General features: G+C 71.1%; 18 protein-coding genes and 1 pseudogene. 6 read left to right on the top strand and 13 right to left on the bottom strand.

The features are described 5' to 3' along the window. Positions 1-316: 316 nt before the first annotated feature. Positions 317-1324 (bottom strand): stage II sporulation protein M, encoded by a 1008-nt coding sequence (locus tag ACFY0T_RS30735; RefSeq protein WP_388877534.1) that lies wholly within the window; start codon positions 1322-1324, stop codon positions 317-319. Positions 1325-1443: 119 nt separating this feature from the next. On the opposite strand from ACFY0T_RS30735, the gene ACFY0T_RS30730 reads away from it, so the two are divergent. Then, complete coding sequence (locus ACFY0T_RS30730) at positions 1444-2463, top strand: RDD family protein (protein ID WP_388877532.1); 1020 nt, start codon at positions 1444-1446, stop codon at positions 2461-2463. A 112-nt stretch (positions 2464-2575) separates the two neighbouring features. Here the strand turns inward: ACFY0T_RS30730 and ACFY0T_RS30725 are convergent, their stop codons facing one another. Together ACFY0T_RS30725 and ahcY are read right to left on the bottom strand one after the other, a co-directional pair. Further along, on the bottom strand, positions 2576-3190 hold the full coding sequence (locus tag ACFY0T_RS30725) for a hypothetical protein (protein WP_388877529.1): 615 nt from the start codon (positions 3188-3190) through the stop codon (positions 2576-2578). Between the two features lie 113 nt (positions 3191-3303). Next, the gene (ahcY, locus tag ACFY0T_RS30720) at positions 3304-4761 is read right to left on the bottom strand and encodes an adenosylhomocysteinase (protein WP_388877527.1); all 1458 of its coding nucleotides are present in this window, start codon (positions 4759-4761) and stop codon (positions 3304-3306) included. A 685-nt stretch (positions 4762-5446) separates the two neighbouring features. Here ahcY and lepB point away from each other — a divergent pair. Then, positions 5447-6121 carry a signal peptidase I gene (lepB, locus tag ACFY0T_RS30715; protein ID WP_388877524.1) on the top strand — a complete coding sequence of 225 codons (675 nt, stop codon included), beginning with the start codon at positions 5447-5449 and terminating at the stop codon, positions 6119-6121. Between the two features lie 114 nt (positions 6122-6235). Here lepB and ACFY0T_RS30710 read toward each other — a convergent pair whose 3' ends face one another. The 7 genes from ACFY0T_RS30710 to ACFY0T_RS30680 all read right to left on the bottom strand — a co-directional run bounded on the left by ACFY0T_RS30710 (position 6236) and on the right by ACFY0T_RS30680 (position 14134). Continuing rightward, positions 6236-7207, bottom strand: a complete 972-nt coding sequence (locus ACFY0T_RS30710; RefSeq protein ID WP_388877521.1) for a cation diffusion facilitator family transporter — start codon at positions 7205-7207, stop codon at positions 6236-6238. Positions 7208-7329: 122 nt separating this feature from the next. Next, the gene (manA, locus tag ACFY0T_RS30705; RefSeq protein WP_388877518.1) at positions 7330-8490 is read right to left on the bottom strand and encodes a mannose-6-phosphate isomerase, class I; all 1161 of its coding nucleotides are present in this window, start codon (positions 8488-8490) and stop codon (positions 7330-7332) included. Positions 8491-8620: 130 nt separating this feature from the next. Next, positions 8621-9748 carry an SIS domain-containing protein gene (locus ACFY0T_RS30700; RefSeq protein WP_388877515.1) on the bottom strand — a complete coding sequence of 376 codons (1128 nt, stop codon included), beginning with the start codon at positions 9746-9748 and terminating at the stop codon, positions 8621-8623. Positions 9749-9877: 129 nt separating this feature from the next. Beyond that, complete coding sequence (locus tag ACFY0T_RS30695) at positions 9878-10048, bottom strand: Trm112 family protein (protein WP_099501666.1); 171 nt, start codon at positions 10046-10048, stop codon at positions 9878-9880. Positions 10049-10287: 239 nt separating this feature from the next. Further along, complete coding sequence (locus ACFY0T_RS30690) at positions 10288-11649, bottom strand: phosphomannomutase/phosphoglucomutase (protein ID WP_388877511.1); 1362 nt, start codon at positions 11647-11649, stop codon at positions 10288-10290. A 136-nt stretch (positions 11650-11785) separates the two neighbouring features. Continuing rightward, positions 11786-13402 carry an L-lactate permease gene (locus ACFY0T_RS30685; RefSeq protein ID WP_388877508.1) on the bottom strand — a complete coding sequence of 539 codons (1617 nt, stop codon included), beginning with the start codon at positions 13400-13402 and terminating at the stop codon, positions 11786-11788. Positions 13403-13651: 249 nt separating this feature from the next. Then, complete coding sequence (locus ACFY0T_RS30680; protein WP_388877505.1) at positions 13652-14134, bottom strand: DUF3499 domain-containing protein; 483 nt, start codon at positions 14132-14134, stop codon at positions 13652-13654. 251 nt (positions 14135-14385) lie between these two features. Here ACFY0T_RS30680 and ACFY0T_RS30675 point away from each other — a divergent pair, with 251 nt between their 5' ends. Beyond that, complete coding sequence (locus ACFY0T_RS30675) at positions 14386-14835, top strand: metallopeptidase family protein (protein ID WP_388877584.1); 450 nt, start codon at positions 14386-14388, stop codon at positions 14833-14835. A gap of 72 nt (positions 14836-14907) precedes the next feature. Here ACFY0T_RS30675 and ACFY0T_RS30670 read toward each other — a convergent pair whose 3' ends face one another. From ACFY0T_RS30670 to ACFY0T_RS30660, 3 genes are all read right to left on the bottom strand, one after another. Next, positions 14908-16407, bottom strand: coding sequence for a DUF5719 family protein (locus ACFY0T_RS30670; protein ID WP_388877503.1), 1500 nt, complete (start codon positions 16405-16407; stop codon positions 14908-14910). Then, on the bottom strand, positions 16404-20108 hold the full coding sequence (locus ACFY0T_RS30665) for a glycosyltransferase (protein WP_388877500.1): 3705 nt from the start codon (positions 20106-20108) through the stop codon (positions 16404-16406). Before ACFY0T_RS30665 ends, ACFY0T_RS30670 begins: the two co-directional genes overlap by 4 nt. Before the next feature lie 231 nt (positions 20109-20339). Beyond that, complete coding sequence (locus ACFY0T_RS30660) at positions 20340-20603, bottom strand: WhiB family transcriptional regulator (RefSeq protein WP_003975777.1); 264 nt, start codon at positions 20601-20603, stop codon at positions 20340-20342. 698 nt (positions 20604-21301) lie between these two features. Between ACFY0T_RS30660 and ACFY0T_RS30655 the strand changes: the two genes are divergently transcribed. The 3 genes and pseudogenes from ACFY0T_RS30655 to ACFY0T_RS30645 form a co-directional block, all read left to right on the top strand. Next, positions 21302-21790, top strand: coding sequence for a cysteine dioxygenase (locus ACFY0T_RS30655; RefSeq protein WP_388877498.1), 489 nt, complete (start codon positions 21302-21304; stop codon positions 21788-21790). Between the two features lie 42 nt (positions 21791-21832). Beyond that, positions 21833-22792 carry a 2-phospho-L-lactate transferase gene (cofD, locus tag ACFY0T_RS30650; protein ID WP_388877496.1) on the top strand — a complete coding sequence of 320 codons (960 nt, stop codon included), beginning with the start codon at positions 21833-21835 and terminating at the stop codon, positions 22790-22792. Further along, a pseudogene (locus tag ACFY0T_RS30645) lies at positions 22789-23020 on the top strand (hypothetical protein); the annotation flags it as partial. The gene cofD and the pseudogene ACFY0T_RS30645, both read left to right, overlap by 4 nt.

Raw genomic sequence — 23020 nt, 5'->3', positions numbered from 1 at the left:
TGCGTTTCCGACTCTATCAGATCTTTTTCCGATCCGATTTCCTCGGTGCTTTCCAGGTTTCCGCTTTCGCGTTTCCCTTTCCGGCGGTTCCGACTTTATCAGAAGTTTTGGGCCGGACTTACCGGCGGCCATTTCTGAATCATCGGGAGTGCCTCTCGGAAATCACCGTTTCCAGAAGCAGACAGAGACTAGCTGCTGCCACTGGACATGTCCAGTTCTCTCGGCAACCGTTCGAATCTACCTCCCCACTCCCGCCGTGTCAACGGCTCCTGTGGGGCGAAGAGGAGACTAGCAGGTCAGCGGGTGTGCTCGCACATCAGGCGGCCGTGGGGAGGAGGGCGCTGCGCTCGGACTCGTCGACGTCACCCGTGTCGCCGGCGCGTGCCGCACGACCGCCCAGGACATAGACGTACGCGAGAAAGGCCAGTTCAGCTGCGATGCCGACGCCGATACGCGCCCAGGTGGGCAGGCCGGACGGCGTGACAAAGCCTTCGATGGCGCCCGAGACGAAGAGGATCAGTGCCAGGCCTATCGCCATGCCCAGGGCGGCTCGGCCCTCTTCGGCTAGCGCGGTGCGGCGGGACCGCGGGCCCGGGTCGATCACGGTCCAACCCAGTCGCAGGCCTGTTCCCGCGGCGACGAAGACGGCGGTCAGTTCCAGGAGGCCGTGCGGAAGGACGAGCCCCAGGAAGGTGTCGAGGCGGCCGACCGAGGACATCAGGCCGATACCGACGCCGAGGTTGAGCATGTTCTGGAAGAGGATCCAGAGGACCGGGATGCCCAGGAAGACGCCCAGGACCAGGCACATCGCGGCTGCCTGGGCGTTGTTCGTCCACACCTGGGCCGCGAAGGAGGCGGCGGGGTGGCTGGAGTAGTACGTCTCGTACTGGCCACCGGGGCGGGTGAGGTCGCGCAGTTCGCTGGGGGCCGCGATCGAGGACTGGACCTCAGGGTGCGTGCCGATCCACCAGCCCAGGAGGGCCGCGATCACCGTGGAGAGGAGCGCGGTCGGCACCCACCAGTGGCGCGAGCGGTAGACCGCGGCCGGGAAACCGTGCGTCAGGAAGCGGGTCACGTCGCGCCAGGAGGCACGGCGGGTGCCTGTCACCGCACTACGCGCGCGTGCCACGAGTTGGCTGAGGCGGCCGGTGAGCTGAGGATCCGGGGCGCTGGACTGGATCAGGGAGAGGTGCGTGGCGGTGCGTTGGTACAGGGCGACGAGTTCGTCGGCCTCGGCTCCGGTGAGGCGGCGCTGGCGGCGCAGCAGGGCGTCGAGCCTGTCCCACTCGGCGCGGTGGGCGGACACGAAGACGTCGAGGTCCATCGGGTTGGCTGCTCCTCGGCTGCTCGTCGTGAGTGTCAGCTTGTCGTACTGCGGCGCGATGTGCCCTCAGCTTGGCAGACTGGCCGTTCTCGGGGCAGGTCAGGGGAAGGATGGCGAGCGTGAGTGAGCTAGTGACGGGCGAGGCGGTGGCGCTTGAGCTGCGCCCCGCGAAGCTGCCGAGCCGGGCGCTGGCCGTGTTGCTCGATCTGATCGTCGCCGTGGCCGTCTATGTCATCGTGACGATCGGTCTGGTGGCTTCGACAGCTGCTCTGGACGAGGCAGCGCAGATCGCGGTCTCGATCGCGAGCTTCGTTCTCGTGCTGGTGGGCGGGCCGATCGCGGTGGAGACCCTCAGCCACGGCCGCTCGCTCGGGAAGCTGGCGTGCGGGCTGAGGGTGGTGCGGGACGACGGTGGGCCGATCCGGTTCCGGCACGCGTTGGTACGCGGTGCCGTCGGTGTGGTCGAGATTCTGATGACGTTCGGGATCGTCGCGTGCATCGCCTCGCTGGTGTCGGCGCGGGGGCGCCGGCTCGGTGACGTGTTCGCGGGGACTCTCGTCGTACGGGAACGGATTCCGGTCGACCGCATGCCGTTTGTGCCTCCGCCGCCGCCCTGGCTGGCGGGGCGGTTCTCCGGGCTTGATCTTTCCGCGGTGCCGGATGGGTTGTGGTTGGCAATTCGGCAGTACCTGACGCGGATGCGGCAGTTGGATCCGCAGGTCGGCGGGGCTATGGCGGAACGGCTGGCCATGGATCTCGCTGCCCGTACGGGGGCTCCGGCGCCCCAAGGGGTTCCGCCGGCCGCGTATCTGGCGGCGGTGGTTCAGGAGCGGCAGGCGCGGGAGGCTCGGCGGGCGTTCGGGAACGGGGCGGCCGGAATCACTCAGCCGGGCCCGGGTGGTTACCCGGTCGGGGTGCCGAGCGCGGCAGGACCGGCGGCGCAGCCGCCAGGTGTCTATTCCTACCCGTCCCCGTCCCCGTCCCCGTCCCCGGCGGCTCCGGCGGCTCCGGCGGCTCCGGCAGCGATTCCCGGATCGGCGTCGCAGCAGCCGCCGCAACCCGCCGTGCCGTATGCCAACCAGGCCGACCAGGCCGACCAGGACAGTCACCCCGCGACCGGCTTCGTGCCGCCCGCGTAACCAGCCGACGCGGCGCGAGCCGGTCGAGGCGGCGCCAGTTACGTGGGCCGGGGTCGAGGCGGCGTGAACGACGCGACGCCGTCGTCGGGTGAACACCCACGGCAGTGATTCGTCAGGTGAACACCGACGGCGGTGATTCGAGGTGTTCCAGCTCGATGCCGGGTGCCGCGAGCACCACGTCTCCCGAGATGTGCACGGCGTGCTGCTCCCCTGTGTCCAGCGCTGTGACCTGGTATTCGTCCACGGTGAGGGGGCCGTTGTCAGTGGCGTGTGTTTCTCTTGCGATCAAGGCCCAGGACTGGTCGAGGGTGCGCGGGGCGAGGACGGGGTCGGTGAAGGCGACGAGGCGTACGCGGGTCGCGGAGGCGGAGGGGGTGAGGCGAAGGAGACGGGCGGTGGCGACGAGGAACGCGGGGGACGAGCCGGTGAAGGCGTGGGCGCGGACATTGCCTTCGGTGGCCTCCGTGCCGGTGGGGTCGGTGCGGACCCACGTCACGCCGTCGAGGGCGGCGCCACGGACCTGCCAGCCAGCGGCGTGAAGTTCGAGACGGATGGGGCGGCCGAGGTCGTCGAGGGTGAGGTCGACGGAGCCGACGTGGTCGCCGGAGGGGGTGGTGACTTGGGAGACGTAGCGCCAGCCGGAGGGGCCGGGCGCGCAGTGGAAGTGCTCTTCAGCGAGGGGGGTGTGATCGTGCGGATCATGGAGCGAATAACGGCCGCGGGGCATGGGCGTTCAGGTCCTCATCGGGGACAGGCCCCCGCCACGGGGGCGAGGGCCTGCTGACATCCGTACGCCGAGCGGTGGTACCGCTGCTCGGCCGGGTTCTTAGTGCGGGGTGCTCAGTAGCGGTAGTGGTCCGACTTGTACGGGCCCTCGACCTCTACGCCGATGTACGCGGCCTGCTCGGGGCGCAGCGTCGTCAGCTTCACGCCGAGCGCGTCGAGGTGGAGGCGGGCGACCTTCTCGTCCAGGTGCTTGGGCAGCACGTAGACGTCGGTCGGGTACTCCTCGGGCTTGGTGAACAGCTCGATCTGGGCCAGGGTCTGGTCCGCGAACGAGTTGGACATCACGAAGGAGGGGTGACCGGTGGCGTTGCCCAGGTTCAGCAGGCGGCCCTCGGAGAGGACGATGATCACCTTGCCGTCGGGGAACTTCCAGGTGTGGACCTGCGGCTTGACCTCGTCCTTGACGATGCCCGGGATCTTCGCGAGGCCGGCCATGTCGATCTCGTTGTCGAAGTGACCGATGTTGCCGACGATCGCCTGGTGCTTCATCTTGGCCATGTCCGAGGCCATGATGATGTCCTTGTTGCCGGTCGTGGTGACGAAGATGTCGGCCTTGTCGATGACCTCGTCGAGGGTCGTGACCTGGTAGCCGTCCATCGCCGCCTGCAGCGCGCAGATCGGGTCGATCTCTGTAATGATCACGCGTGCGCCCTGGCCGCGCAGGGACTCCGCGCAGCCCTTGCCCACGTCGCCGTAGCCGCAGACGACGACGGTCTTGCCACCGATGAGGGTGTCGGTGGCGCGGTTGATGCCGTCGATCAGGGAGTGGCGGCAGCCGTACTTGTTGTCGAACTTCGACTTGGTGACGGCGTCGTTCACGTTGATCGCCGGGAACAGCAGGGTGCCGTCGCGGTGCATCTCGTACAGGCGGTGGACGCCGGTGGTGGTCTCCTCGGTCACGCCGCGGATCTCCGAGGCGAGCTGGGTCCACTTCTGCGAGCCATCGCTGATGGTGCGCTGCAGGAGTTCGAGGACGACGCGGTGCTCGTCGGACTCGGCGGTGTCGACAGAGGGGACCTTGCCGGCCTTCTCGTACTCGACGCCCTTGTGGACGAGGAGGGTGGCGTCACCACCGTCGTCGAGGATCATGTTCGGGCCGCCGGTGGGGCTGTTCGGCCAGGTCAGAGCCTGCTCCGTGCACCACCAGTACTCCTCCAGGGTCTCGCCCTTCCAGGCGAAGACCGGGACGCCCTGCGGGTTCTCGGGCGTGCCGTTCGGGCCGACCGCGATGGCGGCGGCGGCGTGGTCCTGGGTGGAGAAGATGTTGCAGGAGGCCCAGCGGACCTCGGCGCCCAGGGCGACCAGGGTCTCGATGAGGACGGCGGTCTGCACCGTCATGTGCAGGGAGCCGGTGACGCGGGCGCCCGCGAGGGGCTGCGCCTCGGCGTACTCCTTGCGGATCGACATCAGGCCGGGCATCTCGTGCTCGGCGAGGGTGATCTCCTTGCGGCCGAAGGCGGCCAGGGAGAGGTCGGCGACCTTGAAGTCCTGCCGGTTGTCGACAGTCGTCATTGCGAGCTGCTCCTCGGGATTGGGGCGAGGTGGATACGGCTGGTCTGCGCGGCGGCAGGCATGGACATGCCCGAGCGAGGCACGGACGTGCCCAGCAGGGCACTGGCGTGCCCGTGCGCGCAGCGCAGTCCGTCGGAGGCCCTCTCTCCCTCGGCCGGTCCGCGGTGGGACCGCCCGACCGCCATCAGCAGCGACGTCTGGCTCAGCCACCAAGCTACACCGGTGGGCCCGGCGCTCCCCAGTCCGCCTCCGGACACGGAGGGGCCCGGGCGAAGGCATCAAGCCGATAACGGGACGTCCTCGGGATCGATAACAGCCAGTCCTCGGAGAGGCCGGCAGGAGTCATCAGACCAGGGCATTCAGGGACGTTCGGAGCTTTTGATCGTGGGCTCGGATGTCGCAGGATGGATCTTGCGGAGCGTCCGGGTCGGCGTTCCGCATGACAAACATGACAAAACGGTATTCCGGCGCTGCTGTCGCGGAAGTTGATGGATCCCGGGTTCCGTGAGCGGCTGACGGCGGCGGAGGACGAGGACTCGATTCTGCGCTTGCTGGGCGAGATTCAGTAGGCGTCCAGGGCGATGTGGCGGGCCCGCTGAGGTGAGCGCGGGGCCTGCCGTCGTGCTCTCACGGGAAGCCGCTAGCCTCTGCCCGCGCGGACGGGCCGTGCGGGGAGGGTATGGGGATGCGCAGGGAGCGAGGGCTGGCGGTCACGGCGTGGGTGCTGGGGCCGTTGGGGCTGGTGTTGCTGATCGGGTCCTTGGCGTATGCGCGCGGCGCGTACACGATGGCGACCGTGCGGGGCGAGAGCATGACGCCGACTTACACCATCGGTGAACGGCTCTTCTTCGAGCGCGTCGGCGGGGACGAGGTACGGCGTGGGGACGTGGTGCTGTACTCCGCGCCGGAGCGGTACGGACCGGCGGTAAGTGTCATACAGCGCGTCATCGGAGTTGGCGGCGACCGCGTGGTCTGCTGTGAGGGCGAGGACGCGGACGAGCGGATCACCGTCAACGGGAAGCCGCTGGACGAGTCGTACGTGCAGAACGGCGTCGGCGACGGAATGCACCGGCCGTACGACGTGAAGGTGCCCGAAGGGCGGCTGTTCCTGCTCGGCGACCATCGCGCGGCCGCGAGGGACTCCCGTGCCTTCAGCGATGACCACGGCGGGACGGTGCCCGTCGGCGCGGTGCAGGGACGCGTGACCGAGGAGCGCGCGGTGCCCATCGCGCTCGCGGTGACCGGGATGCTTGGGGTGCCCGTCACCCTGGCCGGGGTCGGCTTCGGGATCGCCGCCCTCGTCGTACGGCGGCGGAGTCGGGCGGTGCCGCCGATGCCGCCGTGGGCCGTGCAGGTCTGACAGACGTCATACGCCTTATACAGCTGGGGCCGCCTCAAATACGGCTGGGCCCGCCTGGACAACTCCAGGCGGGCCCCGGCCACGTACAGCGCGTACAGGAAGTACAGGCAGAAATCAGTGTGACTGCGCCGGTCCCCCAGGGGTCGCCTCGCGGTCCGGGCCCTTGGCGGCCTCCGCCTCGCTGTAGATGTCCGGCTCGAGGTAGATCACGCGGGCGATCGGGACGGCGGCGCGGATGCGGGCCTCGGCGGCGTTGATCGCGGAGGCCACCTCGGCGGCCGTGTCGTCGTGCTGGACGGCGATCTTCGCGGCGATCAGCAGCTCCTCCGGGCCGAGGTGGAGGGTGCGCATGTGGATGATGCCGGTGACGGTTTCGCCGTCGACGGTGGCGGCCTCGATCTTCTTGACGTCGTCGGCGCCCGCGGCCTCCCCGAGGAGCAGGGACTTGGTCTCGGCCGCCAGCACCAGCGCGATCAGGATGAGCAGGACACCGATGCAGACCGTGCCGATGCCGTCCCAGACGCCGTCGCCGGTGAGCAGGGCCAGGCCGACGCCGCCGAGGGCGAGGACCAGACCGATGAGCGCGCCGAAGTCCTCCAGGAGGACGACCGGCAGCTCGGGCGCCTTGGCGCGGCGGATGAACTGCGCCCAGGAGTGCGTGCCGCGCAGCTCGTTGGACTCCTTGATGGCGGTACGGAAGGAGAAGCTCTCGGCGATGATCGCGAACACCAGGACGCCCACCGGCCAGTACCAGTGCTCGATCTCGTGCGGGTGCTTGATCTTCTCGTAGCCCTCGTAGACGGCGAACATGCCACCGACCGAGAAGAGGACGATCGAGACGAGGAAGGCGTAGATGTAGCGCTCGCGGCCGTAGCCGAAGGGGTGCTGTGGGGTCGCCTCGCGCTCGGCCTTCTTGCCGCCGATCAGGAGCAGTGCCTGGTTGCCGGAGTCGGCGAGCGAGTGGACGCCCTCGGCGAGCATCGAGGACGAGCCACTGAAGGCGAACGCCACGAACTTCGATGCCGCGATCGCGAGGTTGGCGCCGAGTGCCGCCACGATCGCTTTGGTGCCGCCTGACGCGCTCATGTGTCCGGGGTGTCCCTTCGCCTTCGCCTCTGTCCGTCGCCGGGCCTTTGCCAGCCCTTTGCGACGGGCCATTCTTGCAGCCCGGTCCGACAGCGGCGCCTCAGGCCACCACAGTTACCGCATCAGGCCACCACTGTCGCACGGAAGATCGTGCCGGACCCGAACACTTCGGCCTTTTCGCCAGCCGGTACGAAGACCGACTGGCCGGGAGCCAGCGTGATGCGGTCCGTGCCGTCCACGCGTACGGAACCCGCCGTGCAGAGCAGGATCTGCGGGGTCGCGCGCGTGAGGTCGTGCGGCGCGGCGCCCTCGGCCACGACGTACCGGGAGAGGCGGAACTCGTCGATGGGGGTCTCGTAGACCTCCTCGTCGTCCGGGGAGGCCTCCGGGCGCAGCACACCGGGGTCGCTCGCCTCGAAGCGGACGATACGCAGAAGTTCGGGGACGTCGACGTGCTTGGGGGTCAGGCCGCAGCGCAGGACGTTGTCGGAGTTGGCCATGATTTCGACGCCGAGGCCGTTGAGGTACGCGTGCGGCACGCCCGCGCCGAGGAACAGAGCCTCGCCGGGCCGCAGTTGGACGTAGTTGAGCAGCATGGCGGCGATGACGCCGGGGTCGCCCGGGTAGTGGTGGGCGATGTCGGCGTACGGGGCGTAGGCGCCGCCGAGACGGGCGCAGGCGGCCGCGGCCTCGGTGACCGTGTGGGCCATGTCCTCGGGGTCGGCGCTCAGCACCGCCGTCAGGACCTCGCGCAGCGCGGCGTCCTCCGGGTGCGCGTGCAGCAGGTCGACGTACGGCTTGAGGGAGTCGACGTCCAGGCCCGCGAGCAGTTCGGCGGCCTCGTCGGGGGCGCGGAAGCCGCACAGGCCGTCGAACTCCGTGAGCGCGCAGATCAGTTCGGGCTTGTGGTTGGCGTCCTTGTAGTTGCGATGCGGGGCGTCGATCGGGACGCCGCGGCGCTCCTCGTCCTCGTAACCCTCCTTGGCCTGTTCCAGATTGGGGTGCACCTGGAGGGAGAGCGGGGCGCCGGCGGCGAGGATCTTCAGCAGGAACGGCAGGCGGGGGCCGAACTTGGCGACCGCCGCGCGGCCGAGCTCCCTCTCGGGGTCCTCGGCGATGACCTCGTTGAGCGGACCGCGCCCGGTGCGCGAGGGCGCGCCCGGGTGGGCGCCCATCCACATCTCCGCCTGCGGCTCACCGGTCGGCTCCACGCCGAGCAGCCGCGGGATGGCGGTCGGCGAGCCCCAGGCGTAGGGGCGGATGGTGTTGTCGAGGCGGTCCATGGTGTGTCGTTTTCTCCGTACGTACGCTGCTGGGCCCGCTCGGCGGGCACGGGTCAGAGGCCTGGCTCGGCGGGAGCTCGCCAGGAGGCCCCGCTCCAGCGCGTGCCGGTCGGGGACTACTGGCTCAAGATCAGGCCCCCGAAGCGAGCGCCAGGTAAACAGCGGCGAAATCCGTGATGGCGATCAGCTCAGCGAGGGTCTCCAGCTCACCGCCCTCCTCGGGTTCGAGCTCGCTGATCGCGGTGTCGTGGCTGAGGGCGAGTTCGCGGGCGGCGGGCGCCGCGCTGATTCCGCCGATCGGGCGATCCCGGAGCAGGACCACGCGCGCGTGCAGGGCCTGTGCCTCCGCGACGCGGTCGCGGAAGAAGTCGTCGGGGTCGGCGCCGGCGGCGAGTGCGCCGGCGAGCAGCACGCTGTGGGAGGCGAGCGCCTCGGGGAGTTCGGCGGTGAGCGCGGGGCGGCCCGCGAGCTCGGCCAGCGCGGCGGTGAAACGGCGGCCCGCGGGCCCTGCGGAGACGCCCTCCGTCCAGATCACCGGGAGTGCCTCGGCCAGCTCGGCGGCGAGCGCTTTGGCGGGGTTGCTGTACGTCGCGATGGCCGGACCGCAGCGCTCGGCGATGTGGTCGAGGCGGTCGGCGACCTTCTGCAGGGTCTCGGGCGGGGCCGAGACCAGACCGGTGCGGTCCAGGAGGGCGAGCAGCGGGGTGAGCAGCGCCCACAGGACTCCGGGGGCGGACGCGGCCAGGGGTTCGTCCTGCTCGTACGGGGCGGTCGCCATCGGTACGAAGAGGCCGTGGGCACGGTCCACCGACTCGGTCAGCGGGGCGCCGGCCGGGGCCACGGCGGCGACGTTGCAGCCGCGCCGGTACGCCTGTTCGATCAGGAGTTCGAGGCCTGGCTCGGAGCCGTCGGGGGTGGTGACCAGGAGGAGGTCCACGGGGCCCGCCCAGCCGGGCAGCTCCCAGCGCAGGGCGCCCGCGGCGGGGGCGACACCCGTGGGGGTGAGCCGGGTGAGGGGGCAGCTCGCTCCGGCGAGGGTGCCGAGCAGTTCGGCGACACCGGTGGCGGCCATGCCGGGGCCCGCGATCAGGACGGCGCGTGGGCGGCCGTCCGGCTTCAGCTCCGGGATCCCGGCCTCGATGGCGTGGCGGACCGCGGTGCGGACGCGGGCGCCCGCCTCGGCGGCGCCGCGGAGCAGCTCCCGCCTGTCGGCTCGGGCAAGCGCGTCGGGGTCGTCGAGCAGCGATTCGTCGAGCATGGGGTCGGCAGCCTCCGATCGCCGGTGTGTCGCCTTGGTGTCTCGCGGTGGTGCGTCGGGAGTCTCGCGGTGGTGTGTTTCCTCGGCGCGCCGCGCAGGTGCGTTGCCTTGGCGCTACGCCTTGTGTGCCTACGCGGGGCGGCGGGCCTCGTCGACGAGCAGTACGGGGATGCCGTCCCGGACGGGGTAGGCGAGGCCGCAGTCCCCTCCCGTGCAGATCAGCTCGCTCTCCTGCTCCTTGAGCGGGGCGTGGCAGGCCGGGCAGGCGAGGATCTCCAGAAGGCCGGCTTCGAGCGGCATGGGGTGTCCTTCCGAACGGGTGGATGCGGCCTGGTCAGAGTACCGCCGGTGCGCTGCGCTGGCTTGTGCGGAATGCGGTTGCCGGCGCTCATGGGTACCCAGGGTTGGGGCTGGCGTAGGGGTGGGTCGGCGAACCCGGCGCCTTGCGGGCTTGCGGGGTGCCACTGTGCCCACCCGTGCCATCCCAGCGGCACGGGTGCCCCTGGCTACGACAGCACAGGGCACCCCGGCGCAGAACCTCAGCCCCTGATGATTTCCAGTACCTCGTCGCGGGCCTTGGTCATCGTGGTCTCGTCGCGGGCCTCCGCGTTGAGGCGGAGGAGGGGTTCGGTGTTGGAGGGGCGGACGTTGAACCACCAGTCCTCGGCGGTGACGGTGAGGCCGTCGAGCTCGTCGATGCTGACGCCCTCGCGGCCCTCGTACGCGGTCTTGATGGCGGCGAGGCGGGCGGTCTGGTCGTCGACCGTGGAGTTGATCTCGCCGGAGCCCACATAGCGGTCGTACTCGGCGACGAGCTGGGAGAGCGGGCCGTCCTGGCCGCCGAGGGCAGCGAGGACGTGAAGGGCGGCCAGCATGCCCGTGTCGGCGTTCCAGAAGTCGCGGAAGTAGTAGTGCGCGGAGTGCTCGCCGCCGAAGATCGCACCGGTGCGGGCCATCTCGGCCTTGATGAAGGAGTGGCCGACGCGGGTGCGGACCGGCGTGCCGCCGTTCTCCCGGACGACCTCAGGGACCGACCACGAGGTGATGAGGTTGTGGATGACCGTGCCGCCGCTGTGCTTGGCGAGCTCGCGGGAGGCGACCAGGGCGGTGATCGCGGACGGGGACACCGGGTCGCCGTGCTCGTCCACCACGAAGCAGCGGTCCGCGTCGCCGTCGAAGGCGATGCCGAGGTCGGCGCCCTCCTCACGGACGCGCTTCTGGAGGTCCACGATGTTCGCCGGGTCGAGCGGGTTGGCCTCGTGGTTGGGGAACGTGCCGTCCAGTTCGAAGTACATCGGCACGAGGTCCAGGGGCAGGCCGGCGAAGACCGTGGGGACCGTGTGTCCGCCCATGCCGTTGCCCGCGTCGACGACGACCTTCAGGGGGCGGATGGAGGTCAGGTCGACGAGGGAGCGGAGGTACGCCGCGTAATCCTCCAACGTGTCCCGCTGCGTGATCGTTCCCGGCGTGGCGTCCGAGGTCGGGGCGCCCGAGTCGAGCCACGACTCGACGAGTTCGCGGATCTCGGCGAGGCCGGTGTCCTGGCCGACCGGGGCCGCGCCCGCCCGGCACATCTTGATGCCGTTGTACTGAGCGGGGTTGTGCGAGGCCGTGAACATGGCGCCCGGCAGGTCGAACGCGCCCGACGCGTAGTAGAGCTGGTCCGTGGAGCACAGGCCGATTTCGGTCACGTCGACCCCGCGCGCCGCCGCACCGCGCGCGAAGGCGCGCGACAGACCGGGCGACGAGGGCCGCATGTCGTGCCCGATCACGATGGCGTCCGCTCCGGTCACCTGGACGAAGGCCGCCCCGAACAGCTCGGCCAACGCCTCGTCCCACTGGTCCGGGACCACACCGCGTACGTCGTACGCCTTCACGAGCTGCGACAGATCAGCAGTCACGGCCAACCCTCCAGAAGTCCACTTCGGTCACCCCAAACTACCCGTCCCGGCTGACAGTCGGCTGTACGACCGCTGAGTGGACGTGGATCCGTCACCTGCGGACCGGTGTCCGTCATCCGGGGGAAACGTGCCCGTCTCAGGGCAACATCCACTCCAGGACCGGCGAACTCTGCCCCACCACGATCAGACACATGATCAGCAGCAGTCCGGCACTCCACGGCAGCACCTTGCGCAGCAGGTCGCCCTCGCGGCCCGCGAGCCCGACCGCCGCGCACGCGATGGTCAGGTTCTGCGGCGAGATCATCTTGCCGAGCACCCCGCCCGAACTGTTGGCGGCGGCGAGCAGGTCGGGTGACAGTCCCGACTCCCTGGCCGCGCTCACCTGGAGCGCACCGAAAAGGGCGTTCGCCGAGGTGTCGGAGCCGGACACCGCCACGCCGAACCCGCCCAGAACCGGTGACAAGAAGGCGAGCCCCGCGCCGGCCGCCGCCACGAAGTGGCCGATCGTGGCGGCCTGTCCGGAGAGGTTCATGACGTAGGCGAGGGCCAGCACGGACGTCACGGTGAGGATCGCGAGCCTCAGCTCGTGCACGGTCGCCGCCCATTCCTTGACCGCCACGCGCGCGTGCACCCCGAGGACGACCGCCGTGCACAGCCCGGCGATGAGTACGAGGGTGCCGCCGGTCGACACCAGAGGCAGCGTGAAGACATTGCCGCCGACCGGGTCGCCGTCCGGGTTCACGACGTCCAGGAAGGGCCAGTCGAAGACGCGCGTCGCCTGCGCCGGCCAGTCCTTCACCGCCGGGATCTGCGCGATCGAGAAGACGGCGACGATCAGCGCGTACGGGGCGTAGGCGCCTACGACTTCGGGGCGCGGGTCCTTCTCGTCCAGGTCCTCGCTGCGTACGCCGGTCAGGACGGCGGCCCGTACGGGCTCGGCGGCGGGCCTGCGCGCGTGCGGTACGGCGACCAGGGCGGCCGCGCCCGCCAAGGAGGCGCCGATGTCGGCGAGTTGGGCGGAGACGTAGTTCGAGGCGGCGAACTGCGCGGCCGCGAAGGCGACTCCGCACACCAGGGCGGGCACCCAGGTCTCGCGCAGCCCGCGCCTGCCGTCGACCAGGCCGACGAGCACGAGGGGCACCACGAGGGCCAGCAGCGGGGTCTGACGGCCCACTACGGAGGCGACGGAATCCAGGGGCAGGCCTGTGACTTGGGCGAGTGTCACGACCGGTATGCCCATCGCGCCGAACGCGACCGGCGCGGTGTTGGCGACGAGCGCGACGACCGCCGCGCGCACCGGGTCGAAGCCGAGCGCGACCAGCATCACCGAGCAGATCGCGACGGGCGCTCCGAAGCCCGCGAGAGCTTCCAGGAGCGCGCCGAAGCAGAAGGCGACCACGAGCGCCTGGATGCGCGGGTCGTCGGAGAGCCGCCCGAAGGAGCGGCGCAGGATGTCGAAGTGCCGGGTGCGGACGGTCATCCGGTACACCCACAGGGCGTTGACGACGATCCACAGGATGGGGAAGAGGCCGAAGGCGGCGCCCTGGGTGGCGCTGGAGAGCGTCTGACCGACCGGCATGCCGTACACCTGCCAGGCGACCAGTGCGGCCGCCAGGAGACCGATCAGGCCCGCCCGGTGCGCCTTCATGCGGATGCCGCCGAGCAGGACCAGCACGACGACGAGGGGCAGGGCAGCGACGAGGGCGGACAGGCCGAGCGAGCCGGCGACGGGTTCCAGTTCCTGGACGTACACGGGCGCCTCCCCGGATTCCGTGATGTGGAAAGCGATTTCTCACGGCAAACGGAATGGTCGTGTCCGCGACAACTTCACGTCAATGGGCGTGCGCCACTCAGCGAAATCGGCGTACGCGGAACCTCCGCGCGGAGAGGGCATGCGGGGCATCGGCGTACGGAGATGGCGCACGGGACCGTGCGGCCTACGGGAAAGACGGGCGCCCGCGAACTACGGGCGGGGAAGCGTCGGGCGGGAAGCGGTGGACCCTCAGTTGTCCGGCGAGCGCAGCACCCTCAGGTGGCCGCGGCGCGCGACCTCCATCGGGTCCGCCGAGCGGGCGCTGCCGCCGCCACCGGCCTCCGCGGCACGCTGCTGCGGACGGGCCGCCTCACGCACCGCGTTGGCAAGCGCTTCCAGATCGTCGCCGCTGGGGCGGGAGGGGCCCGAGGCGTCGGCGAGCCGGACGACCTCCCAGCCGCGCGGCGCGGTGAGGCGCTCGGAGTGCTCGGCGCACAGGTCGTAGCAGTGGGGTTCGGCGTAGGTGGCGAGCGGGCCGAGGACCGCGGTCGAGTCGGCGTAGACGTACGTCAGCGTCGCGACGGCGGGACGGCCGCAAGCGGTGCGCGAACAGCGACGTACAGGGCTCACGACGTTGGACGGTACCGCACTCTTGAGCGGGCCGCGACGACTCTCCCCCAGGTCACCCCACCGTGTCGTGCTGTGAGACCGCCCACACGGGGCTCCGAACATCCCGCCCTGACCTGGGGCGACATCACGTGACGAGAGGCCGAACAGACCTGAATCCGGTCACCACTTGGTGCAAACCACGTCAATTGCCATGTCAGCGGCGGTCTCGGAGGGATACGAAATCGAGCCCAACCTTGGCCGGAATGGTCATCGAGCGACATCCGGCATGATCGCCGGGCTGCGCGTCCTCCGGGCGCCGGCAGCCGCGTGGGGGCCGGGCACGCGAACCTCACGGGGATTACGCTTCGTCAGTGATGGACAACCAGGTACCGCCCCGCGCCGCCGCCCCCGGGCCCCGCCGTCGTGACCGCCATGGCAGGGGCATGCGCGGCCCCGTCGCGCCTCCCCAGGTGCCGCTCTCCGCGAGCCGCGCCGAGGTGTTCGCGGACCTGGTGCAGGACTCCGTGGAGCGGCTGGAGCGGCGCTGGCCGCAGCTCGCCGACATCGACTTTCTCGTCCTCGAGGTGCCCCGTCTGGGGGGTTCGGCCGAGCGCTGGAGCGACGAGGCGGTGCCCCTGGGCGGCACGATTCCGGCGCGCGAGGGCCGCCCCGCGCGCGTGGTCGTCTACCGCCGCCCGGTCGAGATCCGCACCAAGGGCCGCGACGAGCGCGCCGCCCTGGTGCACGAGGTCGTCGTGGAGCAGGTCGCGGAGCTGCTGGGGCTGACACCGGAGACGGTGGATCCGCGGTACGGCGAGGACTGATGAACACCGGGTCCCTTCGAGGGCCCGGTGGATCACCCGTAGTGGACCACTAGGTGGATCACTCGTACTGGATCACTGCTTCAGCAGCACCGAAAGATCCTGCTCCGCCTCCGGCACCGCGACCGTTCCGCGGTCGTCCGGGAGGGTCTGGACCGTGAAGCCCGGGACACCCTCGTGGGTGACAGCGAGCATCCGGGAGGCGTAGACGGGGCCTCCGGAGACCGGTTCGACCGTGAGGGCGTACGTCCCCTTGAGGCCGCTCGGGACCGGTGCCTCGACGTTCTGGGTGGTGCCTCCCTTGATCGTGAACGTCTTCGTCACGGCCGTGCCGCCCTCGCTGCCCGCGGACGCGGTGACCTTGACCTGGGCGGTGCGGCCCGGGGCGGTCAGGGCGAGCGTGGAGCCCTTGGCGCTGTTGTCGGCGACGCTCGCGCGCGCGGAGACCGGCTTGGTGGCGGGGATGAACGCGGTCTCCTGCTTGTCGCCCTTGCCGCGCACGACGCGCAGGGCGGCGACGACCGGCACCGGCGTACCAGTGGGCGTGAGCACCAGGGAGCCCGCTTCGCCGCGTGTGACGTCACCGAGGTCGATCGCGGAGGTCATGCCGGACTTCACGTGCAGCGTCTCGTTCCCCGCGGGAGTGATCAGCCCGGAGGGAGAGGCGAGGCGCACCTTCAGGTCGGCGTCGGCGTCGCCGGGCACAAAGGCGACCAGGCGCACGGACGTCGCGTCCTTCGGGATGCCGGGCAGGACGAGGCTGCCCGCGGGGTCGGCGGAGGCGGCCAGCCAGTCGCCGCCGAGCTTGTCGTCCAGGGCCTGCACGGCGGCTCCGACGCGGCCGCTGCGGACCGTCACGTGCACCGTGAGGTTGGTCTGCGGGGCGTCGGTCAGCGTGTTCAGCAGGATCGGCTCGCTGGAGTGGGGCTGGACCGTGATCCCGTCGCCCACCGTGGACTTGAGGGCGCCGTCCTTGCCGTACAACTCGATGTCGACCACGGCGGCGGAGTCGTCGGGGTTCGTCAGGTGGACGTAGTCGGTGCGGTCGGCGACGGTGCTGGCGCCCGGGAACCAGAACTCGGTGTCCGGAGCGGTGCAGTTGGTGCCGAGCAGTCCGCGTCCGGTGCCGGCGGCGACCGCCGTGGTCTCCTGGACGGTCCAGCCGGGCGCGAACCTGCCCTCGGCGGTGCCCACGAGGGCGGGCGCACCGGCTCCCGAGCTGTCGCCGGTGGCCGGCTTGCCGGGCTCCTTGGGCTCCACGACCGGCTTGTCGGCGCTCTTGCCGCCCTTCTTGCCGTCGGCTCCGTCCCCCGACTCCTCGGTCGCCGCCTGGAGTTCGGCCTTGCCGCTGCCGCTCGTGCCCTTCGAGACGGGCGTGAAGGACGTGTACGCGGTGTCGGCGATGTCGGAGGTGCTGGGCTGCGGGCAGAGCAGGCTGGTGCGCTCCACGGGCAGCTGAGCGGCCGCCTTCGTGGTGGTGTCGCCGGAGGCGGCTGGCGACGAGAGCACGGCGAATCCGGTGACGGCGGCGAGCGCGGTCGCGCCGGCGATCAGGGACAGGGTCGTGCGGTTCACTGCTGGCTCCCGTCGGGGCGCTCACTGTCGGTGCCGTGCGGCGGCTGCGCGGGCATCGGGGGCTGCGCCGGGTCGTAGGCCGGGTCGTAGCCCTGGCCGGTCGCGTCGTAGCCCTGGCCGTACGTCTGGTCGTACGAGGTCGTGCCCTCGTAGGCGTACGGGTCGTACTGGCCGCCCTGGTAGGGGTCCGCCTGGTACGGCTGCTCGTAGCTGCCCGCCGGGTACTGCTGCCGGTCCTGGTACTGCTCGCCGCCGTAGCTGCCGTACTCGGCGCCCGCGTAGCTCGAGGTGTCCCACTCGCCGTACGTCTGCTGCTGCGGGATGGCGGCGGGGGCGGCCGGGACCTCCTCCTCCGGAGGAGGAAGGGTGTCGGGGTCCTGGGCGGCCTGCTCGGCGTCGGCCTCGGCCTCGGCCTGGGCGCGCAGGCGGCGGGCGCGGCGGCCCTCGCCCGTGACGTCCTGGGCGGGGACGGCCTGCTCCTCGGGGAGGTCGTCGTCGACGTCCCGGCGCCGCCCGGGCAGGGCGAGCACGACGAGGACGACGGCGAGCGCGCCCTGCGCCCACAGCCAGGCGGTGTGGATCGTCGGAGCGTCGAAGGTGACGTCCAACTTGCCGCCATTGGTGGGCAGTTCGAAGCCCTGCGCCCAGCCGTCGACCGTGGTGCGGGTGAGCGGCTTTCCGTCCAGGGTCGCCGTCCAGCCCTCGTTGGCCGTGTCGGCGAGGCGCAGGACGCGGCCGTCGGCTCCGGAGGGGATGGTGGTGTGCAGTTCGACGGGTCCGGCGGCGATGGACAGCGGGTCGCCGGACTGGGGGACGATCGCGGCGCGCGAGACCTGCCGGTCGACGCGCCACAGAGCGCTGCCGTCCTGCTGGCTCAGCCGGGTCAGGCCCGGCGTGGCGTCCAGGACGCGGCTCACCTCGCGCGGCGCGCCCTTGTGGACGAGGACGTAGCGGACGGCGAAGCCACCGAGTTCGTCGGCCTGGTCGGCGCCGGAGCCGGCCACGAGGTTGGCGACGACCTTGTCGAGCTTCTTGTTCGCGCCGTCCGCCGCCGCGAGTTCGGCATCGCCGAGGCGGGCGCCGGAGCCACGGACGAGGGTGTAGCCGACCTTGGCCGTCGAGCGGCTGTCGAGGACGAGGGTGCGGGCCTGGTCGCGGGTGCCGCTCTCCTCGGCGACGAACGCGGGCACCTGCACCGGGTCGCGCCGCTCCAGGGGTCCGTCGGCGCCCCGGATCATCCATCCGGCGGCGACGAGCAGCGGTCCGGCCGCGCAGGCGAAGGCGATGAGCGCGGCCACCGGCTGGCGCCAGCCGAAGCTCTGCTCGGCCACGCGCGCGCGTGCCCCGTCCGCGCCGAGCGCGGCGGCGGCGAGGAGCGCGAGGCCGTAGACGAGGGTGGCGGGCCCGGCCCAGGTGGAGCTGTTCGACAGCACCGCGAAGACGAGTGCCACCAGGGCGACGGCCCAGGCCGTCCAGATTCCCGCCTGGCGCTGCGTGCGCATCAGGGCGGCCAGCGCGGCCAGCACGATGCCGAACAGCATCAGCCCGCTGACGGTCCCAGGGCCGCCGGGGCTGGCGCCGAGCAGGTCGAGCGCGGAGGCCGCGCTGTCGCCGTACTCCAGACCGGCTTGCTTGAAGAAGCCGAACGGGAGCAGCGTCAGCGACCAGGGGGCGAGGATCAGCAGCGGGGTACCGAACTGGGCCAGGAAACGCAGCCCATAGGCCACGATCTCGTTCCGGCGCACTGCGAGGAGGGCGATTCCGAGGACGAGCGCGATGGGCCACACGATCGGCGTGAAGGCCGTGGCGAACATCAGCAGCAGGGCGTACGCCCAGGTGGCGCGCCAGCTGCCGCGCGCGCCGGAGGAGTGGGTCAGCCCGCTCGCGGCGATGCCCGCGCGCGCGATGAGCGGCAGCAGGATCGCGAGGACGGCGGTGCCGATGCGGCCGCCCGCGAGCGCGCCGGTGGCGGCGGGCAGGAAGGCGTACGCGACCGACGCCCAGGCGCGCAGCACGCGCGACTCGACGAGGGGACGCGACGCGAAGTACGCGGCGAAGCCGGCCAGCGGCACGGAGGCCACCAGGAGCACGGTGACCGCGAGCCCGGTGGAGCCGAGGAGCAGCGAGGCCAGCATCGCGACGAGCGCGAGGTAGGGCGGCGCGGACTGGGTGCCGCCGGCGCCGACCGGATGCCAGCCGTCGAGGTAGCGCGACCACAGCTCGGCGGAGTCGGCGGGTGCGGGCAGCAGCGCGCCGCCCGCGAGCGCCCCGCCGCCGAGCAGTTGACGGCAGGCCAGGAACGAGACGAACAGCAGCACCAGGAAGAGCATCGGACCGGGGTTGCGGGCGAGCCGCTTGAGCCGCGCGAACTGCTCGACCTCCAGGAAGTCGGCGTCGTCGCCGCCCGGCCCGGACTCGACCGCGCCGCCGTGCCGTCCGGCACCGGCGGTGGCCTCGGGGTCGGAGCGTCCCACCAGATTGCCCGCGACCTGTTCGACGGTGGCCCGCACGGTCGCGCCGGGCGGCGGGAACAGCGCCCGCAGCTCACCCTTGTCGACCTGCGGCCGGCCACGCCTGCGACGGCCGGCGATGATCCGCTCGGGGCGCAGCAGGGTGCCCAGGAGTCCGCGGATCTCGTCGACGGCCTGTCCGGGGACCTTGCCGACGAGATACGCGACCGTGCGCAGCAGGGTGCCGAGGACCAGCCGGATCAGGATCCAGGGCAGCTGCGCCGTACGGGCGTTGACGAGGAGGGTGTAGACGGCGCCCGCCTTGTCGACCTTGTGCGGGGACGCGGCGGTGCGGCCCACGCAGTCGACGGTGCGGCGCTCGCGGGAGGCCGCCTCGGCGTGTCGTACGACCGCTTCGGGGGCGACCAGGACGCGGTGACCGGCGGACTGGGCGCGCCAGCACAGGTCGACGTCGTCGCGCATCAGGGGCAGTCTGCGGTCGAAGCCGCCGAGCTGCTCGAAGACATCGCGCCGGATCAGCATGCCGGCGGTGGACACGGACAGCACGGAGTGGACGTGGTCGTGCTGGCCCTGGTCCTGTTCGCGGCGGTCCAGACCCGTCCAGCGGCGGCCGGAGTTGGCGATGGTGACGCCGACTTCGAGGAGCGCGCGGCGGTCGTACCAGCCGCGGAGCTTGGGGCCGACGACGGCGACTTCCCTGCCGAGCTCCCGCTCGTTCTCCACGACCCGCAGCAGCTGGGCCAGGGCGTCCGGCTCGGGGGCGCTGTCGTCGTGCAGCAGCCACAGCCACTGCTCGGGCTCGCCGTGCGGGAGGTCCGGCATGTCGTACGCGTCGTCGCGCCACGTGCGCGTGACGGGGTCCCAGCCGCTGGGGCGCTTCAGATAGGGCAGGTCGTCCGGGGTGAGCACGGTGGCGCTGCGGGCGGCCTCTTCGACGGCCTGGCCGAAGCCGGTGCGCCGGGCGAGGTGCAGCACGCGGCCGGCGCCGAGCGCGTCGGTGAGCAGCTGGGCGGAGTCGTCCGCGCTGCCGGTGTCGGCCGCCACCGCGTTCTGCACGGGGCGCTCCTGGCCGAGCAGCCCGGCGAGCGCCTCGGGCAGCCAGCGGGCGCCGTCATGGGAGACGAGCACCGCGGTCACCACGTGGCGCGGAAACTCGGGCGGGTGGGCCGGGTCGAACGGCGCGGTGGCAGCGGTGTCGTGATGGGCTGCCGAATGGCTGTGCACGGACATCGAGGTACGGGCCCCGGTTCGATGGACTGCGGTGGACGTCTGTGCCCGGCGGGGACAGCGGGACGTCTCGGACGAGGGCCCACACTAACGGCTGGGCAACACGGCGGCCCGCCGCCTGTGGATAACCCACCTGCGACGGGCCGTTCGTTACGTATCGAGACGGGCCGTTCGTTACGTATCGATGCGAGGGTTGTGCGCCGTTCGGTCAATCGGCGGCCACCCAAGGGCTTCTCAGACCGCGGCCTTCTTCAGGCGGCGGCGTTCGCGCTCCGACAGTCCGCCCCAGATGCCGAACCGCTCGTCGTTGGCGAGCGCGTATTCGAGGCACTCGGAGCGGACCTCACAGGCGAGGCAGACCTTCTTGGCCTCGCGGGTGGAGCCGCCCTTCTCGGGGAAGAAGGACTCGGGGTCGGTCTGGGCGCACAGCGCGCGCTCCTGCCAGCCGAGTTCCTCATCCGCGTCGTCGACCAGCAGTTGCTGCACCAGCTCGGTCATGTGCGCCCCTCGTCTGTCTTTCGCGTCCCCGTGATGCTGTCGTTACCGATTTCGGCTGAACGACACGAGTGAAATTACAAGTGTGCCGATCCGGGCCAGTCAAGCCGAGATCTGCTATTGGGCCCCTTATTCACTCTGCGGAACCAAGGCTATGCGGAAAGTGTTCAAATCGGCATAAACACTGACAGCCCCAAGGGCCCAGGTCAGACCTCCGACCCCTCGCAGGGAAGGACGCCCAGGAGTTCGATCTCGTTCCGAACGTTCCGAACACGAACATCGAAGCGAGCCGGATCACAGTTGGATCACGGGATCGCATCGAGGTTTGTGCGCCCGGTTGTGCGCCATGTGTCCGGGGCGACTCCTGAACAAACCTTTCGCCTGCCAGATGAACCGGATGAGGTGAAACATCTCCCACATACTGGACATGAAGTTGACAGTGGAGGTGTGAGCCGGTGTCCTTGTGGGCATGCTCGCGAACTTGGCGCTCACCTCGACCCGCACCGCCGGGTCCCACGGTGCTGCCCGCGCGCGCTGTAGCTGTTGTTGCTGTTCCAGCTGTTGAGCCGTACCGCGCTCCGGCTGCCTCCGCCGATCGAGGCACCCCGCCGCCCCCATCCGGGCGACTCCTCCCGCTCGTGACCCGGGCGGAATGACCTGCGACACCCCAGCACTCTCCCGCCGAGGAACCACCGCACCCCATGAACAGCGACAGCGACCTCCAGATCGCCGGCGACATCCTCGAAGTACCGCACCTGCTCCAGCCGCCGCGCGAGCACCCCGCCACCGTGGCCGAGTTCGTCGGCCTCGCCCGCTCCATCGCCGCCGACCGCTCCCAGTGGGAGCACGTCGTCCAGTACGACGCGACGTCCCGCTGGTACCACCGGCTGCGCACCGGCCCCGGCTACGAGGTGTGGCTTCTCTCCTGGGTGCCCGGACAGGGCAGCGGGCTGCACGACCACGGTCCCTCGTCCGGCGTACTGACCGTCCTCGAGGGCGAGTTGTCCGAGCGGACCGAGCGCGGCACGCGCGCGTTGGGCGCGGGTTCCCAGAGGGTCTTCGCGCCGGGGTACGTCCACGAGGTCGTCAACGACTCCCTCGAACCCGCCGTGAGCCTGCACGTTTATTACCCGGGTCTCACCGAGATGCCGATGCACGCGGCACGCTGCGCGGTCGCCGAGGTCTCGTAACCGCCTGACGCGTTGTCGTACCCGCCTGCAAGACTGAACCTCATGCGCATTGTGGTTCTGGCAGGCGGTATCGGTGGTGCCCGGTTCCTGCGTGGTCTCCAGCGGGCCGTGCCGGACGCGGACATCACGGTCATCGGCAACACCGGCGACGACATCCACCTCTTCGGGCTGAAGGTCTGCCCGGACCTCGACACGGTGATGTACACGCTCGGCGGCGGCATCAACGAGGAGCAGGGCTGGGGTCGGGCCGACGAGACCTTCCACCTCAAGGAGGAGCTCGCGGCGTACGGGGTCGGACCCGAGTGGTTCGGACTCGGCGACCGCGACTTCGCGACGCACATCGTGCGGACGCAGATGCTGGGCGCGGGATATCCGCTCAGCGCCGTCACGGAGGCGCTGTGCGACCGGTGGAAGCCTGGCGTCCGCCTCATCCCCATGTCCGACGACCGCGTCGAGACGCATGTCGCCGTCGAGATCGACGGCGAGCGCAAGGCGGTCCACTTCCAGGAGTACTGGGTACGGCTGCGGGCCTCCGTGCCGGCCGAGGCCGTCGTGCCGGTCGGTGCCGAGCAGGCCAAGCCCGCGCCCGGGGTGCTCGAAGCCATCGCCGAGGCGGACGTCGTCCTCTTCCCGCCGTCCAACCCCGTCGTCTCCGTCGGCACGATCCTCGCCGTACCCGGCATCCGGGAGGCCATCGCCGACGCGGGCGTGCCCGTGGTGGGCCTCTCCCCCATCGTCGGGGACGCGCCCGTGCGCGGTATGGCCGACAAGGTGCTGGCCGCGGTGGGCGTCGAGTCCACGGCCGCGGCGGTCGCCGAGCACTACGGCTCGGGGCTGCTCGACGGCTGGCTCGTCGACACGGTGGACGCGGCCGCCGTGGAGCGGGTGGAGGCGGCGGGCATCCGGTGCCGGGCCGTGCCGCTGATGATGTCCGACCTCGACGCGACGACGCAGATGGCGCGTGAGGCGCTGGCGCTGGCGGAGGAGGTACGAGCGTCTTGAGCGGCTTGAACAGAGGGCTGCCTTCGAAGGAGGGGCTTGCGGGGAGCGGGGGGCCGGCGGAGGCTGCCGGGCGCGGTGACGCCGCCTCGGCGGGGGCTGCTGGGCGCGGCGATGCCGCCTCGGCGCGCGCCGCTGGCCAGAACGGTGAGGGCTCGGCGGGCGCCGCTGCACAGAGCGACTACGACCCGACGAGGGCCGCTGGGCACGGTGACGACGGCTCGGCGGGCG

The sequence above is a fragment of the Streptomyces sp. NPDC001530 genome, assembly GCF_042894545.1.
Taxonomy (GTDB): domain Bacteria; phylum Actinomycetota; class Actinomycetes; order Streptomycetales; family Streptomycetaceae; genus Streptomyces.
This window is presented reverse-complemented; position numbering and strand designations above follow the sequence as displayed.

Coding starts and splice junctions, on each gene's coding strand:
- ACFY0T_RS30700 (WP_388877515.1), bottom strand. CDS start 9,748: ATGCTCGACGAATCGCTGCTCGACGACCCCGACGCGCTTGCCCGAGCC.
- ACFY0T_RS30665 (WP_388877500.1), bottom strand. CDS start 20,108: ATGTCCGTGCACAGCCATTCGGCAGCCCATCACGACACCGCTGCCACC.
- ACFY0T_RS30680 (WP_388877505.1), bottom strand. CDS start 14,134: ATGTTCGGAGCCCCGTGTGGGCGGTCTCACAGCACGACACGGTGGGGT.
- ACFY0T_RS30695 (WP_099501666.1), bottom strand. CDS start 10,048: ATGCCGCTCGAAGCCGGCCTTCTGGAGATCCTCGCCTGCCCGGCCTGC.
- ahcY (WP_388877527.1), bottom strand. CDS start 4,761: ATGACGACTGTCGACAACCGGCAGGACTTCAAGGTCGCCGACCTCTCC.
- ACFY0T_RS30725 (WP_388877529.1), bottom strand. CDS start 3,190: ATGCCCCGCGGCCGTTATTCGCTCCATGATCCGCACGATCACACCCCC.
- ACFY0T_RS30710 (WP_388877521.1), bottom strand. CDS start 7,207: ATGAGCGCGTCAGGCGGCACCAAAGCGATCGTGGCGGCACTCGGCGCC.
- ACFY0T_RS30735 (WP_388877534.1), bottom strand. CDS start 1,324: ATGGACCTCGACGTCTTCGTGTCCGCCCACCGCGCCGAGTGGGACAGG.
- manA (WP_388877518.1), bottom strand. CDS start 8,490: ATGGACCGCCTCGACAACACCATCCGCCCCTACGCCTGGGGCTCGCCG.
- ACFY0T_RS30660 (WP_003975777.1), bottom strand. CDS start 20,603: ATGACCGAGCTGGTGCAGCAACTGCTGGTCGACGACGCGGATGAGGAA.
- ACFY0T_RS30655 (WP_388877498.1), top strand. CDS start 21,302: ATGAACAGCGACAGCGACCTCCAGATCGCCGGCGACATCCTCGAAGTA.
- lepB (WP_388877524.1), top strand. CDS start 5,447: ATGCGCAGGGAGCGAGGGCTGGCGGTCACGGCGTGGGTGCTGGGGCCG.
- ACFY0T_RS30675 (WP_388877584.1), top strand. CDS start 14,386: ATGGACAACCAGGTACCGCCCCGCGCCGCCGCCCCCGGGCCCCGCCGT.
- cofD (WP_388877496.1), top strand. CDS start 21,833: ATGCGCATTGTGGTTCTGGCAGGCGGTATCGGTGGTGCCCGGTTCCTG.